A 15185-nucleotide genomic window follows, 5' to 3' on the forward strand; every position below is an offset into this window, starting at 1 on the left:
CCTCTTTTTCTATTTTCTTTTTACTAATGATATTATTGCCAAGATTATAGCTGCTGATGCAATGGACAAACCAAATATTGCAAAGTCATAAGATTCACCACCACTTGAAGAAATTTTAGTTTCACCTGAGTTTAGTTTAGAAATATCTTGTTGCAATGATGAAATTGCATTTTTTAGTGCAACAATATCAGTATCTCCAGCACTAGAGGATGGAGGAAAATCTAAGATTGCAGTAGGCTCGACATCTTCTACAGGTATTTTGATATCAACAAAAACACCATCAATCTCGCCTTTTAATTCTACAGAATAACTTCCAGTTTTTGTAGGAATAATAGGTGAGAAATAATAACCCGGCTTTGAATCAGAATTGATATCTATTTTTTTGGATGCGCCTCCAAACATCACTGTAGCATCAATATTTTTGAAAACATTTGTAACTGCTTTACGCGTACCTTCTGTTTCTCCAGCCTCAGTGAACTTGAAAACAAGATCATTTCTAATACCAACCACTGGTGGTTCAATTCCCCATCCAACTTCAATTTCATATTGTTCTACATGAACAGTGGTATGCGCAAATGAAGGAGTAATCATTCCAACTGAAAGTAATATTGCCACAAGGCCGAAAAATCCTATCCTCACGACCATCAATGAATGATAATAGGTTATTATCTTTATGTAAATTGGTACAAATTTAGAATTTGTAAACTGTTTAAATTGTCATAAATGATCTTATCAACAAATGAGAAAATTTCTAATATTTTTACTTGTCTTATCATTCATTTCCATCCCATTAGCAGCAGCTCATCCATTTACAGAAGAAACTATTCCAAGTTTGGAATCTAATGCACCTACAGGTACAACAAAAGTAATTGTATTTTTTTCAGAACCAGTTGATATCAACTTTAGTGAACTCAGAGTGCTTGACAATAATGGAAATCAAATAGATAACAAAGATACGAGTTACTATCAAGGAGAATCATCCCTTATTGTTACAACACCTCCTTTAGAAGATGGAGTTTATACTGCAACAACCAAAGTCCTCTCCAAAATAGATGGACATCTTGTTCCAGGGGCATTCTTGTTTGCAGTAGGGGATGTTGACATTAGCGGAATAGTAGATGTTGATAGACCATCTGAGCTTGTATTTTTACCTGAGGCAGGGGCAAGATTTCCTGGAATTGTTGGTCAAACAATTGTTCTAGGAGTTGTAATTGCATCTCTAATGATTTGGGGAACACAAAACAAACATTCTATCAAAGAAGAATTAGAAAAAATTGAATCAATTCATCATGGAAAATTTATGTCACTTACGGGAATTGGCCTCGGATTAGTTTTTGTTTCTGATATTTTGATGATTGCAGTACAAACTATACGACTAGAAACATCTCCATTAAATGCGATACAAACTGACTTTGGAAATATTTGGCTAATCAGAATGGCAATTACAGTAATTTTATTAGGAATTTGGTTTGGATTAGACAGGAAAAAAACTCTATCAAAAAAGAATCAGATTCCAATGCTTGTAATGTCACTTGCATTAATTGCTACTACAAGTTTAATCGGACATGGTGCAGCTAGTGGAGAAATACCTGCAGTTGTATTAGATTACATTCACAACCTAGTTGCAGCTGTATGGATAGGAGGAATATTTTATTTTGTCTTTACATTATTACCAACATTTTCTCAACTCAAAGAATCAAATAGAGAAAAGATGAGTTTGGTACTTATTCCACGATTTTCAATAGCGTTTATCATCTCAGTAGGAATTGTAATTATTACAGGTCCAACACTTTTGTGGTTCTTAGAAAGCGATGTTGGGCTAATCACTGAATCAGTGTATGGTCAATTAATCATTCTCAAAATAGCAATTGCTGCAATTATGGTAGGGTTAGGAGGCTTTTTCCAATTTAAAATACAAAAAAATGCAGAAAAAAATTATTCATCGGGAAAAATTTCTGTTCATAAAAAATTAAAAAGATCACTTAAGGTAGATGCAACGTTAGGGATTATTCTACTTGGAGTAGTTGCGTTACTAGCTAATGGAACATTGCCTGCAGGTGAAATTCAAAAAGTTGGTGCTCAAGAGATTGTTTATGGGTTTAAAACTACAGAATTTTCAGAAAATGCAAAATTCATTATTGATATATCTCCATTTTCAAGCGGAGCTAACACCATTCTAGTTACAGTAAGTGATTTTGAAGGGAATCAACTTTATGATTCAGACCAAATTCATGTGAAAATATCAAACCCATCAAAGAATATTTCTCCAATAGAAGTTCCAATGTCAATAAAGAATCCATCTGATCCAATTCAATTCCAAGGGGAATTAACATTTGGGTTTTCAGGAGAATGGTTAGTTGAGATCGAATCTAAAAGAACTGAGAATGCAAATGAATCAGTAATGTTGAATTTACTTGTAAAACCTAGATTAACAGATATTCAAACTCAAGTTGTTGAATACAATTTGCCAGAAGATGCAAAACCACTCTTCTTAGTTTATGATGGAAAAGATTCTTTGTGGATTAGTGATGCATCTGCTCCTAAATTATGGCAATTCTCACTTGAAACAAATGAATTTACACCATATTCATTTGATGGTTTAGCTACAACTTTTCTAACACAAGATAGTAAAGAAAGAATTTGGTTTACAGATCCACCAAGAAATCAAATTGGATTTATTGATATTAAAAGTAAAGAAATCACTACTAAAACTCTTCCAAAACTAGATCCAGTAATTTCAGAAAATACACCAGTATTCATTCAAGCAGATTTTGATGATAATATTTGGATTACAATTGTTAACAAAGATAGAATTCTAAAATATTTACCAGAAGAAGATATCTTTAAAGAAATAGTTTTGCCAGATAGACAATCATTTCCGTTTGCATTAACTATTGATGAAGATGGAAAGATTTGGTACACAGCAACAGGTGCAGGTAAAATAGGATTCATAGATCCACAAACTAATGAATTAACTCAGATTTCAACTGAGACAATTTTACAAGCACCAGAAGCTTTGATTTTTGATAATGATGGAAATCTATGGATTGCAGAGCATACAGGCTTGGCAATTACTAAATTTAATCCAATTTTAGAGACATTTAGCAGGATAACTGTGCCTGATAAGGAAGCATTACCTTTTGGTATGACATTTGACAGATATGGAAACATTTGGTTTGCACAACATACTGTTGATAGTCTAGGCGTTTATGATCCAGATAACAATGATTTGATAGAGATTCCAATTCCAACTGAAACATCATTTACTCAGTTTATGGCATCAGATGGAAATGACAATGTTTGGTTTATTGAACAACAATCAAATAAAATTGGCACTGTAAAGTTAACAGAAATTCCAATCAGCATTTCACAAATTCAAGAGTCAAATAGTTTAGAGATAAAATATACTGAACTTGCATCACCATTGATTGCCTTAGGAATTATTGCAACATCATTGTTTTTTGTAAAGAGTGTAAAAGATAAACGAAGATTAAATTCTTTGATTAATTCTTAGATAGCAATCCAGCTGATTTTATTCCCATAGTTCCTGCAAGTAATCCAATTGCAATTAAAACAATGGTTCCTGCAGGAGTAATATCAAAGATGTAAGAGACTAGAATTCCTACTACAACTGAGAAAACAGAAAAACTCATTGAAATTATTGCTGTTTGTTTGAATCCTTTACCATACATTATTGCTGTAACATTAGGAATTACAAAGAGAGCTGAAATCAACAATACACCTACAAGTTGAATAGATGTAACTACAGTAATTCCTGCCATAAAAACAATCAAGTAATTTATTTTTTCTACAGGAATTCCACTAACTTTGGCTTGTTCTTCATTGAATGTTGAATAAAGAAGTTGACGATAAAGCAAGAGAATTACAATTAGAATTGCCCCAGTTAATGCTAAAACTAGAACAGTATCATCTACACTAACTAGTAGAATACTACCAAATAGAAAACTAAAGATATCAATTGTAAATCCTCCAGATAAACCAATAATTACAAGCCCAACTGCTATGCCTGAGGACAATAGTACGGCAATAGATGCATCACCAGAAATGTTGTATCTATCTTTGACTTTAGTAATTATCAGTGCACTAGCAATAGAAACAGCATATGCTGTCCATAAAGGATAAACACCTGCCAGTAATCCTAAAGCAATTCCTCCAAATGATGAATGGGCTATTGCATCACCAAACAATGAATAACGTCTTAAAACTAGAAACAACCCAACAACTGAACAAAGAATTGCAATTGCAACTCCAGAAATTAATGCTCTATGCATAAAACCAAAAGTTAGAATTTCAAAAGACATGATTAATGATGATGCATGTGTTCCTGCATTGAAGCCTCAGAGTATTGCTTGACTAATTCATCATCTGAAAAAAATGTTTCAGATTCACCATGAAAGAACAAAGTTCTATTCAAACATGCGACATGATTTGCTAGTTTGTTTACTGCATCCAAATCATGGGATGACCAAATAATTGTAATTTTTTGTTTAGAATTTAATTCACGTAAAATACTGTAAAACAGATCAATGCTTTGTTGATCAATTCCTGTCACGGGTTCATCTAAGATCAAAATTTTTGGATTATTTACCAAAGCTTTTGCAATAAAGACACGTTGTTGTTGACCACCTGACAGTTCGCCTATTCGTCTATTACGTAATTCATGTATCCATAACTGTTGTAAAACCTCATCAATTTTATTCTCATCAGATTCTTTTCTTAATCCCATTCTAACCACATCGGTAACAGTTACTGGAAAATTATTTTCAAAGATTGGTTTTTGTGGAACATATCCAAGTTCTTTTAGATAATTTTTTGATGTTTTTATGTCCTCATCAAAAAATTTGATTGTACCTTTGTATTTGGTATTGAGTCCAAGCATTGATGCAAAAAGTGTAGATTTTCCTGCTCCATTAGGTCCAATTATGCCTAGAAAATCACCTTGGTTAACAACTAAACTAACATCATCAAGAGCCTTAACATCTGGATATTGAACCGTCAAGTTGTTAATTTCTACTACTTTCAACATAATGCCTCCTTTAGATTTTCAAGGTTTTGAGACATTTTTGAAATATAATCATCTTCAGATACAATTTCAAGTGGAGATAAAACTAAAACTTTACCACCTATTTCATTTGCAATAATTTGTGATGTTTTTGTGTTTACAGTTTCTTCACTAAAAATTATTTTAATATTCAATTCTCTAGCTGTTGAAATAACATTCTCTAATGTTTTTGCAGTTACTTCTCCATGAGAATTAGTTGTTGCAACAATAGTATGTTGATTTAAATCATATTCATCTGCAAAATAAGAAAAAGCATCATGAAAAGCAATGAAATCTTGTTTGCATTCGGATAATTCATTTTTAATTTTTGAATCTAATACATCTAATTTTTTATTATATTCTTCTGCATTTGTATGATAAAATTGTGCATTATTAGGATCAGAATTTGAAAAAGCATTTGCAATATTTTGAACTTGTATTTTTGCATATACAGGATTTAACCAAATATGTGGATCTCCTAGAAGATGATCATGTTCATCATGTTTTTCTTCAGACTGAATTTTACTAATTCCTTTACTTGTATCGACAATTATTCCCTGATAATTATTTTCAATTAAATCATCAACCCAATTTTCAAAACCTATTCCATTAATTATTATAAAATCAGACTTGTGCATTTTTTGAACATCTTTTATGGTAGGTTCCCAATCATGTGGTTCAACTCCAACAGGAACAAGTAAAGTTACATCAATTTTTTCTCCTCCCACAATTTGAGAAAATTCATGAAGTGGATTAAATGATGAAACGGCTAAAAGTTTAGAATTATCATTGTCTGTAAACTGTTGATTGGTATTGGTACCATAAACAGCAGCAGAAGCTAATGGAATTACTACTACAATTGAAATTATTGCCATCTTAGTTTGAGTATTCACGCAGCAGTTCAATCAAGATTATTAATAAATTTATAAAATCTTAATAAGATTATTGCTAAACTTATAAGATAATTAATAACATTAGGCATATGCCAATAGTTTCAATCTCTCTAAATGATGAGATTCTATCTGAATTAGATAAACTCCAATCTTCTATGGGATTCTCAGGAAGATCAGAAGCTATCAGAGCAGGAATCAGAACATTCGTTTCTGAAGAAAAACAAAAGGCGGATTTATCAGGAAACATTCACGCTATTCTCTTAGTTGTTCATAATGATGAATTCGATCACATAGTTTCAGGAATCACTCATAATTTTGAAGATTTGATCACAACACATCTTCATAGTAAAATCGATAAAGAAAAATGCATGGAACTTTTTGTAATTAATGGAGATGCTGAAAAAGTATCTACAATTACAAAAGATTTTCAAAGAAATAAAAACATGGATACAGTAAAGCTAGTGGCACTTTAATCTAAAACGATTAGTATCTCCATAACATTAAATCTAAACTCTTAATTTAATTTCTAATTCTCATCATTGCTACTATTGCAATAACTACACCAATAACACCCACTCCAATTCCAATATATCCAACATCAATTTGTGAATTAGTTTCTTCCATATTACTAACTGAATCTTTTAGTTCACTGACATCCTCAATTAGAGCAGTATGTCCATCAATCATCTGCTGTATTGTAATATCAGATGGTTCTGGAAATTCAATGTATGAACGTTCATCAACTTTTGGGGGATGCATTGACAAACTAACAGAGGTTTCTTCAATCGTTCCCAAAATATTTACTTGATAAAATCCTGAAACTGTTGGATTGACAAAGGCATAATATTTTCCAGGGGTATTATGATCCGGTGATAGTGGAAGTGTGATGTTTTCCTCTTGGTAAATTAATTTTAATTTTAAAGTTTTTTCCAATCCTTCTATTCCGTTCTCAAATTTCTGAGATTCTGCACATTTGATTGCTTTTGGAATTTCAGGACATAGAATTAATGGATTTACAGATATCACAATTCCATTTGTTTCTTGACTTACCACAGGTTCTACCATCCATCCAATCTCTATTCTGTATTTGTCATCTATCGCATCAATGGTATGGGCATAAGCATTAGGCACGATAAGCGTGCCTAACAATAAACCAAATATTAATAAAAATTTCCTTTGGGTCATCGCTTCAATAATAAGAAAATTGATACAACTTTCATAACAATAATCTAATGATTATCAATATTATACTTTAAGAAATTGGTACAACTACAATTTTGTTCCACTAGAAACTCACTCATAATTACAAAAATGATTTTTAAGCAAAAAATCTACCAAATTACAAGAAATTTATTCTACTTGAGAAAAAAAGTCTGATGTTTTGTACCAAGTACGATCACACTGATCATACCAACTACTAGTATAGCCATAACAATAGTTCCAAATTCAGGTGCAACCACTAAAACAAATTCAGTTTCTTGGCCTGTATTTCTAATATTTTCAAATTTAATTATTGTAGGACCGGTCTGATCTTCAGTAAATGTAAATTTCTCAAATTCACCACCAACTTGAGCCTTTCCAGATACACGATGAATTTCCTCATCATTTTGAATTATTACAAATGTATAGTCAGAACTTCTTAGAGGTTCATTTGTTCTTCCATCTCTAATTGTAAAAATAAAATTAGTATCAACACCAGGTTCTACATTCATTGGATCCCATGAGAGATTTACTTTGAAATCTTCACTTTTTGTATAAGCTTCTAATGGAAATGCAGTATCTTTGCTCATAGAAATTGTAAATACCATATTATCAGGATATTCATCAAGCTCTTTTTTCATCTCATTTTTCAAATATCGTAAATGATCTTGTAACAAAACAAAATGAACTATTCTTTCATCGTCTTCTGTATAGTCATCAACAGAAACTGAAGATTTGAACAATTCAATTCCATTAACATATCCTGAATAACTAGGAGCTAAAAACTCATCAAAGTATTTTGGGAAATGGGTTTCTACATGAACCACATTAACATGTGACATTTGTTTTTCACTCCAGTCAAATGGCATTTCAAATGTGACTTTATTTGCCTCATAGTCATATTTGAAATTAGAAATTGTATCAAAATATGACTTTGAGCGAAAATCTACATCATTATTTTCAGAATCTTTTTGAGTAAACGATAAAGTCTCAATTACGCTCAAATCAGCATTATAGATTCCAGATTCTATGATATTTGTAGGCTCATCAATTGTTCGAATCTCAATTTCAAAATTGTATAATCCACTGGAATCAAACAAAGGTCCTGTGATTTTAAGCGGTTCAGATTCAGTTCCATGCCATGCTCCAAGCAAGGAATCTTGTTCACCGTGAATTGTAATTTCATTTTCTTGTGTGGGTTCTACTTGAATTTGTAAAACACCATCTTCAGCAAAGAAATAATTTCTAAATATCATTTCATTTTCATGAAATAGACCAATCAGAAACGTAACATTTTTTGCATTTTCTTTTGTTACATCTTCAGTTGCAGTAATTGTAATTTGCTCTTGATCATTTTCAAAAACCAATGGCATCTCTACAGAAATTGATAGTTTTTTTCCTTGAATGTCAATTGATGAAATAGTATCAAGACCAAATCCATGTCCATAAACACTACTTGCAGGAAACAACAGACATGAAATTAATCCAAATATTACTAATTTTTTTAAAGAAATCATATCTATACTGTCAACAATTCTTTCATTCGCTTAATTAGTTCATCCATAGTAGTTGCCTCTAAAATTAGTTGTAAATCATTTGGATCCTTGGCGCCAATTGCAGCTAAAGAATAAATGTAATCAATTGTAGGCGTATCAGTGTTCAGATAGTACTGCTCCAACACATGATCTAATGAATGTGAATCAACAATTTGAGGTAAAGCCTGTTTAATGATTTTCTTTTTCCATAAATGAACTAGTTTTTCCCAGTTCTCAGATGAAACGTTCTCATCAATTTCAGGAATCATTTCAACTTCGGCTTGAATGTACATTTTTTCTCCAGTTCCAACTTTTTCATGTATCTCAGAAATTTCTTGGTGTCCTTCTACTGAAAGTGGATCATAATTTGCAGGTTGTGTAATAGATGGAGGAATGATTTTTTTGATTTTAAATGAATTTCTTCCAATTGTTTCAATGTGTAATTGTAATCCATCAATTTCTACATCTTCACATTTAGAAATTTTAGCAATAGTACCTACTAATTTTGGGGAATTCCAGCCATTGATAGAATTATTTTCATCAATCAGACATACACCAAATTGCCCATCACCTAGCATACAATCATCAACTAATTGCTTGTATCGAGGCTCAAAAATCCGAAGAGGGAGTTCTTGTCTTGGAAATAATACCAAGTCTAATGGGAAGATTGGGATAATTTTTGTTTCTGTCAACTAGTCATTATTGAAACGTCTCTAGATATATGGAATACGGATTTTCTTAAAATCCATTCTCGTTTAGAATCATACCTAATATGGCAGCACGTGTGTGTTTTCCATACTCAGCTTGCTCAAAGTACTTTGCATTTTTTGTTTTATCAACGTCTGCAGAAATTTCATCAATTCTTGGTAACGGATGTAAGATTATCGTATCATCTTTCATTCGCTTTAGCATATCTAATCCTACAACATAACTTCCTTTGACTTTGAGATATTCTTCTTCATCAGGGAATCTCTCTTTTTGAATTCTTGTTACATAAAGAACATCAAGTTCATCTAGATGATCTTCAATGTTAGTAGATTCAGTAAAGTCTAATTTCTTTTTGATTTCATAAGTAGAGTCAGATCTTATTCTTAGTGATTCAGGAGAAATTAATCTAACATCAACATCATAATTTCCAAGTCCATGTAATAGAGAGTAAACAGTTCGTCCATACTTTAGATCACCTACAATTCCAATTTTTAGACCATCAATCTTTTTCTTTTCTTTTTTTATGGTATACAGATCTTGAATTGCTTGAGTTGGATGCTCTTCTGTACCACTGCCTGCATTGATAATTGGTTTATCAGAAATTTCTGCAGCAAATCTACTGGAACCATCAAGAGTATGACGCAAAACTAAAACATCTGAATAAATTGACATTATCCTAACAGTATCAGCAAGGCTTTCACCTTTTTGGGTTGATGAAGATGTTATATCAGATATTCCTAAAGAATTTCCACCAATTGATGCCATAGCAGAATCAAAGCTAAGGCGAGTTCTAGTGCTTGGCTCATAGAACAAATATCCCAATGTCTTACCTTTGGAAATTTCTCTTCTTTCAGATAGGCTTAGTTTCATAATTTTATCAGTTGATGTAAAGATAGACTCTAGTTGATCTTTTGTATAATCCTTAATTGAGATGATATCTTTTTGATAGAACTCGTTCATTCTTTCAATAATATATACAGGTGACTATACAAAGTATTCTGATGGAACAGTCCGACCTTATGGTTCGACGAATTAAAGAGGGCACTGTAATTGACCATATAGACGAAGGCAAAGGTCTTCAGGTACTCAATGCATTACAAATCGATGGCAAAGATGGCAGTCTAATTACCATAGCCTTGAATGTTCCCAGTGGTAAATTTAAGAAAAAAGACATCATCAAAGTTGAAAATAAGTTTCTAAAAGATGATGATACAAACAAGATTGCAGTAATTGCACCATCTGCAACAATCAACATGATTAAAGAATACAAACTTGTTGAAAAAAGACGAGTCTCATTACCAAATGAGATCGATAGAATTTTCAGATGTTCAAATCCTGATTGCATTACAAACAGTACAGAACACATTGAGTCTGTAATGGATGTAATTAACAAAGATGGAAGAGTTCTCAAATGCAGATATTGTGCACGAGTTTTGGATGTTAACCAGCTAAAATATAATTAAAAATTATTTAAAAATTTGAAAAATATGTAGTTTAGACTATTGTCCTAAGATGATAAACATCATAACTATACCGTAGATTGCGATTGATTCAACCATACCTACGAAGATGAATACTTTTGACTGTAGTGCTGGGTTCTCACTAATTACTGCAAGTCCTGCTGCACCTACTTGGCCAAGACCAATACCTGCACCAAATGCTGCTAGACCGAAAGCTAATCCTGCACCAAGAATTTTGAATGAATCAGAACTTCCTGCTGCATCGCCTTCTGCAGCATATGCGACTCCAGTAGATCCAATTACGGATATTACTGCTGCTGCCAAAAGTAGTAAAACGATAGGTTTCATTTTCTGATCAGGCTCTCTTAAATCCATATTTAAATCATGATAATAAAATATCAGTTTAACTGAGTGCTTTCTTTTTAAAAGACATTAGATCGTCTTTAATTGATTTTGAGAAAACCTCATGATCTTTTTCTATAACTTTCTTAGAGTTTTCAAGTAATTTTTTTATTTCTTCTTTTGCCATTATTATCTACTTTCCATCTTTGCCTTGACTTTTTTTAACTTTGCGAATTCTTCTCTTTCTCTCTCTTCAAGAGTTGAGAGGATAAATCGAATATTTTCTTTGTATTGAGGAATAATGACGTTTTCAAGTGCATTTAGTAATTTTTGTGTCTTTTCTAATGCTTTTGCAAGACTAAAGATAGAATTTTCATATTCTGCTGCTTTACAAATTTTTGGCATTAATTCTTTGATTTGTTTTGCCGCTCTATCAATTGAAGAATTTGTATCTGCAAATCCATAAGGCATTGATTTTGTATCTTTTTCAGTTACAGTAAGTGCAGGAATCTTTACATCAACAACTCTTCTAACATGAACTTCTACTTCCATAACAGGTGGAGTAGATTCTGCAACAGAGTCGACAGTGTTAGTACCTAGTGCCAGATATGCTTCGTTTACTGCTTTGTAAATATCTTGTAAAGGATCCCAAATTCCACCTCTTGCTTTAGAAGCTTCTTGGATCATTTCTTCAATATTTTTTAAAAGAACTTTACGTTTATCATCTAAAATTTGCTGAACCATAACAGCAATTTGTGTAGATTTTTTGTATTTGAAAAGTTCAATTTTTGTTGCTGCAACGTTTTGTCCAAATGACATTCAGTTACTCTTCCTTGTAATATTTTTCTACGTGCTTGTCTTTGATTTTGGTAATCTCATTCTTTGGTAATTTTGATACGATCTTCCACATTAGACCAAGTGTTTCTTCAATTGTTCTGTTCTCATCAGTAGCTTGGGTAAGGAATTCTTTTTCAAAAGTATCACCAACATCCATATATTTGAGATCAATTTCTGTCAATCCTGCTTTACCTACAATGCCTGCAAGTGCTCTTACTTCTTGTGCTCTAGAATATGCATCGTAAACTTGGTTAGAAACTTCACTGTGATCATCTCTAGTACTTCCTTCACCAATTCCGTCTTTCATCAGTCTACTAAGACTCATCAAAATATTGATTGGTGGATAAACTCCTTGTCTGAATAAATCTCTACCAACTACAATTTGTCCCTCTGTAATGTATCCAGTAAGGTCAGGAATTGGGTGAGTAATATCATCAGATGGCATTGACAAAATTGGAACTTGTGTAACACTTCCTTTTCTTCCATTAAGCTTTCCTGCTCTTTCATAAATTGTTGAAAGGTCAGTGTAAAGATAACCAGGATATCCTTTTCTTCCAGGAACTTCTTCTCTTGCTGCACTAATCTCTCTTAGTGCCTCTGCATAGTTTGTCATATCAGTCATTACAACTAGAACGTGCATTCCTAAATCAAATGCCAAATATTCTGCTACAGTTAATGCTACACGAGGTGTGATGATTCTTTCAATTGCAGGATCATCTGCTGTATTTAGAAATAGAACACTTCTTTTGAGTGCACCAGATTCTTCAAGACTTCTTCTGAAATATTCTGCTTCACTGTATTGCACACCGATTGCGGCAAATACCACAGCAAAGTCATCTTGTTTTCCAACAACACTTGCTTGTCTTGCAATTTGTGCTGCCAAAAGGTTGTGAGACATACCAGAACCAGAAAAGATTGGAAGTTTTTGTCCTCTAACTAGAGTCATCAACCCATCAATTACAGATACACCAGTTTGAATGAAATCTTTTGGATATTCACGTTGTTCGGGATTCATTGGTTCTCCGTTAATGTCTACAAATTTATCAGCAATTGGATCTGGGAGTCCATCTTTTGGTCTTCCTAATCCATCAAATACTCTACCAAGTACCTCTTTTGATACTGGCATTTCCATAACTTTACCTACAAATTTTGCTTTAGTTCCAGATATTGACAATCCAGTTGTTCCTTCAAAGACTTGAACAATTGCTTTACCGTTTCCTACTTCGAGAACTTTGCCTAATCTTCTTTCTCCTTCAGTAGTTTCAATTTCAACTAGTTCATCAAATGCTGCACTTTCAACATCATCTACAACAACTAGAGGGCCTTTGATTTCTGCAATCTTACTGTATTGAACTCCGCCTTCTGTTGTCAATTTGATATTTTCACTCCTGAAATTGCTTTGAATTGTTCTTGCATATCTTTATCTAATTGTTCAAGTTTTGGCATCTCATCATCTTTGACATCCATTCTTGCTTTGAGCAAACTGGATACTATAGACAATTCACGTATGTCAGATAATGCTGTACCTTCTTTGAGTGCTTGTTGTCCCTTTTTGTAAAAGTCAACTAATAATTTCATTAATTTGAATTGTTTTTCAGGACTACAATAAGTATCGACATCATCAAATGAGTTTTGTTGCAACAAACCAATCTTTACCATTCTTGCAACTTCAAGAATTAGTTTTTCTTCATCAGGTAAAGCTTCTGGACCTAAGAGTCTGACAATTTCTTTTAGTGTATCTTCTCTTTGTAAAATTCCATATGTTTCACTTCTAATGCTAAACCAATCTTCACTAATGTTTTCACTCCACCATTTTGCAATGTCTGCAAGATAACCAGAATAGCTGTTCATCCAGTTAATTGATGGATAGTGTCTAGAGTATGCAAGTTTTGCATCCAATGCCCAGAAAGTTTTGATAAATCTCATTGTGTGAGTTGTCACAGGCTCTGTAAAGTCACCACCAGATGGAGATACTGCACCAATCAAAGTAACTGAACCGTCACGTTCTGGACTACCAGATGCTTGAACACGGCCTGCTCTTTCATAAAATTCTGCTAATCTAGATGCTAAATATGATGGATAACCTTCTTCTGCAGGCATCTCTTCTAATCTTCCACTCATCTCTCTAAGTGATTCAGCCCATCTACTTGTAGAATCTGCAACAAGTACAACGTCTTTACCCATGTCTCTGTAATACTCTGCAATTGTAACACCAGTGTAGATACTTGCTTCTCTTGCTGCTACTGGCATGTTACTAGTATTTGCTACAAGGACAGTTCTATCCATTAATGGTTTTCCACTACGTGGATCTTTAAGATGTGGGAATTCAACTAATACTTCAGTCATTTCATTTCCTCTTTCACCACAACCAATGTAAACAACAACTTGAGAATCAGCCCATTTTGCAATTTGGTGTAATGTAACAGTCTTTCCTGTTCCAAATGCTCCAGGAATTGAACCAGTTCCTCCCTTTGCAATTGGGAAGAATGTGTCAATAACACGTTGTCCAGTTAGGAGTGGTACGGTTGGATCATATCTTTTATTGTAAGGACGTGGTTTTCGTACAGGCCATTTGTGATACATTTTGATTGGAACTGATTGTCCATCTTTCTCAGCAGTAGCCATTACAGTTTCTAAATCATAATCTCCTTCAGATACAAGGTTTGAAAGTTTTCCACCTGGATGATCTGGTGGTAACATAATTGAGTGTTCTATAAGATCAGTTTCTTGAACAGTACCAATGATATTTCCTGCAGAAACTTCATCGCCATTACTTGCAGTTGGAACAAAATGATATTTTTTTGTCATGTCAACTGCAGATGTTGTAATTCCTCTTCCAATGAAAGAACCAGATGCTTTAGATAATTCTCTTAGTGGTCTTTGAATTCCATCATAAAGTTGTCCAATAATTCCAGGACCTAATAATACACTAAGTGGGTTTCCAGTACCAACTACAGGCTCACCTGGTTTTAATCCACTTGTTGATTCGTATACTTGAATAAATGCTACATCTCCGGTTAATCGAATAACTTCGCCTACTAATTTTGAATTTCCTACAGTTACAGTCTCATACATTTTTGCATCAGACATACCATCTGCTTTTACAGCTGGGCCACTGACCCAAACAATTCTACCTTGAGCAGCCATT

Annotated in this window: 16 protein-coding genes; 3 read left to right on the forward strand and 13 right to left on the reverse strand. The window is 33.1% G+C overall.

Annotation, left to right across the window (positions count from 1 at the left end):
• Positions 1-9: 9 nt before the first annotated feature.
• Positions 10-645, reverse strand: a complete 636-nt coding sequence (locus C5F49_RS08825) for a hypothetical protein (protein ID WP_179362604.1) — start codon at positions 643-645, stop codon at positions 10-12.
• Positions 646-739: 94 nt separating this feature from the next.
• Between C5F49_RS08825 and C5F49_RS08830 the strand changes: the two genes are divergently transcribed.
• The gene (locus tag C5F49_RS08830; RefSeq protein WP_179362605.1) at positions 740-3514 is read left to right on the forward strand and encodes a copper resistance CopC/CopD family protein; all 2775 of its coding nucleotides are present in this window, start codon (positions 740-742) and stop codon (positions 3512-3514) included.
• Here C5F49_RS08830 and C5F49_RS08835 read toward each other — a convergent pair.
• Genes C5F49_RS08835 through C5F49_RS08845 form a run of 3 tightly spaced genes read right to left on the reverse strand, consistent with a single transcriptional unit; the run spans position 3504 to position 5955 of the window.
• A complete protein-coding gene (locus C5F49_RS08835) occupies positions 3504-4292 on the reverse strand; it encodes a metal ABC transporter permease (RefSeq protein WP_179363651.1) in 789 nt (262 codons plus the stop codon). The genes C5F49_RS08830 and C5F49_RS08835 overlap by 11 nt on opposite strands.
• 32 nt (positions 4293-4324) lie before the next feature.
• Positions 4325-5047 carry a metal ABC transporter ATP-binding protein gene (locus C5F49_RS08840; protein WP_179362606.1) on the reverse strand — a complete coding sequence of 241 codons (723 nt, stop codon included), beginning with the start codon at positions 5045-5047 and terminating at the stop codon, positions 4325-4327.
• Positions 5041-5955 (reverse strand): metal ABC transporter substrate-binding protein, encoded by a 915-nt coding sequence (locus C5F49_RS08845; protein WP_179362607.1) that lies wholly within the window; start codon positions 5953-5955, stop codon positions 5041-5043. The genes C5F49_RS08840 and C5F49_RS08845 overlap by 7 nt, the downstream gene beginning before the upstream one ends.
• 89 nt (positions 5956-6044) lie before the next feature.
• Between C5F49_RS08845 and C5F49_RS08850 the strand changes: the two genes are divergently transcribed.
• Entirely contained in the window at positions 6045-6428 is a 384-nt protein-coding gene (locus tag C5F49_RS08850; protein ID WP_179362608.1) for a CopG family ribbon-helix-helix protein, read from the forward strand.
• A gap of 46 nt (positions 6429-6474) precedes the next feature.
• Here C5F49_RS08850 and C5F49_RS08855 read toward each other — a convergent pair whose 3' ends face one another.
• The 4 genes from C5F49_RS08855 to pyrB form a co-directional block, all read right to left on the reverse strand.
• Positions 6475-7086, reverse strand: a complete 612-nt coding sequence (locus tag C5F49_RS08855) for a hypothetical protein (RefSeq protein ID WP_246275337.1) — start codon at positions 7084-7086, stop codon at positions 6475-6477.
• Between the two features lie 224 nt (positions 7087-7310).
• Complete coding sequence (locus C5F49_RS08860) at positions 7311-8672, reverse strand: PEFG-CTERM sorting domain-containing protein (RefSeq protein ID WP_179362610.1); 1362 nt, start codon at positions 8670-8672, stop codon at positions 7311-7313.
• Positions 8673-8674: 2 nt separating this feature from the next.
• Positions 8675-9382, reverse strand: a complete 708-nt coding sequence (locus C5F49_RS08865) for an LON peptidase substrate-binding domain-containing protein (RefSeq protein ID WP_179362611.1) — start codon at positions 9380-9382, stop codon at positions 8675-8677.
• 46 nt (positions 9383-9428) lie between these two features.
• On the reverse strand, positions 9429-10358 hold the full coding sequence (pyrB, locus tag C5F49_RS08870; protein WP_179362612.1) for an aspartate carbamoyltransferase: 930 nt from the start codon (positions 10356-10358) through the stop codon (positions 9429-9431).
• Positions 10359-10399: 41 nt separating this feature from the next.
• Between pyrB and pyrI the strand changes: the two genes are divergently transcribed.
• Positions 10400-10861 carry an aspartate carbamoyltransferase regulatory subunit gene (gene pyrI, locus C5F49_RS08875; RefSeq protein ID WP_179362613.1) on the forward strand — a complete coding sequence of 154 codons (462 nt, stop codon included), beginning with the start codon at positions 10400-10402 and terminating at the stop codon, positions 10859-10861.
• Between the two features lie 36 nt (positions 10862-10897).
• Here the strand turns inward: pyrI and C5F49_RS08880 are convergent, their stop codons facing one another.
• Genes C5F49_RS08880 through C5F49_RS08895 form a run of 5 tightly spaced genes read right to left on the reverse strand, consistent with a single transcriptional unit; the run spans position 10898 to position 15184 of the window.
• Positions 10898-11206 (reverse strand): ATP synthase subunit C, encoded by a 309-nt coding sequence (locus tag C5F49_RS08880; RefSeq protein ID WP_179360722.1) that lies wholly within the window; start codon positions 11204-11206, stop codon positions 10898-10900.
• A gap of 55 nt (positions 11207-11261) precedes the next feature.
• On the reverse strand, positions 11262-11387 hold the full coding sequence (locus C5F49_RS09760; RefSeq protein WP_281361113.1) for a hypothetical protein: 126 nt from the start codon (positions 11385-11387) through the stop codon (positions 11262-11264).
• Positions 11388-11389: 2 nt separating this feature from the next.
• Positions 11390-12019: a V-type ATP synthase subunit D gene (locus C5F49_RS08885; RefSeq protein WP_179362614.1), complete on the reverse strand. Its 630-nt coding sequence runs from the start codon at positions 12017-12019 to the stop codon at positions 11390-11392.
• Between the two features lie 4 nt (positions 12020-12023).
• Entirely contained in the window at positions 12024-13409 is a 1386-nt protein-coding gene (locus C5F49_RS08890; RefSeq protein ID WP_179362615.1) for a V-type ATP synthase subunit B, read from the reverse strand.
• Positions 13406-15184, reverse strand: a complete 1779-nt coding sequence (locus C5F49_RS08895) for a V-type ATP synthase subunit A (protein WP_179362616.1) — start codon at positions 15182-15184, stop codon at positions 13406-13408. The genes C5F49_RS08890 and C5F49_RS08895 overlap by 4 nt, the downstream gene beginning before the upstream one ends.
• Position 15185 lies beyond the last annotated feature (1 nt).

Origin of the sequence: Nitrosopumilus oxyclinae (genome assembly GCF_013407165.1) — an archaeon.
Taxonomy (GTDB): domain Archaea; phylum Thermoproteota; class Nitrososphaeria; order Nitrososphaerales; family Nitrosopumilaceae; genus Nitrosopumilus; species Nitrosopumilus oxyclinae.

Bases quoted from the DNA above. Each gene is read 5' to 3' on its own strand.
- C5F49_RS08825 (WP_179362604.1), bottom strand. From the start codon at position 645: ATGGTCGTGAGGATAGGATTTTTCGGCCTTGTGGCAATATTACTTTCA.
- C5F49_RS08830 (WP_179362605.1), top strand. From the start codon at position 740: ATGAGAAAATTTCTAATATTTTTACTTGTCTTATCATTCATTTCCATC.
- C5F49_RS08835 (WP_179363651.1), bottom strand. From the start codon at position 4,292: ATGCATAGAGCATTAATTTCTGGAGTTGCAATTGCAATTCTTTGTTCA.
- C5F49_RS08840 (WP_179362606.1), bottom strand. From the start codon at position 5,047: ATGTTGAAAGTAGTAGAAATTAACAACTTGACGGTTCAATATCCAGAT.
- C5F49_RS08850 (WP_179362608.1), top strand. From the start codon at position 6,045: ATGCCAATAGTTTCAATCTCTCTAAATGATGAGATTCTATCTGAATTA.
- C5F49_RS08860 (WP_179362610.1), bottom strand. From the start codon at position 8,672: ATGATTTCTTTAAAAAAATTAGTAATATTTGGATTAATTTCATGTCTG.
- pyrB (WP_179362612.1), bottom strand. From the start codon at position 10,358: ATGAACGAGTTCTATCAAAAAGATATCATCTCAATTAAGGATTATACA.
- pyrI (WP_179362613.1), top strand. From the start codon at position 10,400: ATGGAACAGTCCGACCTTATGGTTCGACGAATTAAAGAGGGCACTGTA.
- C5F49_RS08880 (WP_179360722.1), bottom strand. From the start codon at position 11,206: ATGAAACCTATCGTTTTACTACTTTTGGCAGCAGCAGTAATATCCGTA.
- C5F49_RS09760 (WP_281361113.1), bottom strand. From the start codon at position 11,387: ATGGCAAAAGAAGAAATAAAAAAATTACTTGAAAACTCTAAGAAAGTT.
- C5F49_RS08885 (WP_179362614.1), bottom strand. From the start codon at position 12,019: ATGTCATTTGGACAAAACGTTGCAGCAACAAAAATTGAACTTTTCAAA.
- C5F49_RS08895 (WP_179362616.1), bottom strand. From the start codon at position 15,184: ATGGCTGCTCAAGGTAGAATTGTTTGGGTCAGTGGCCCAGCTGTAAAA.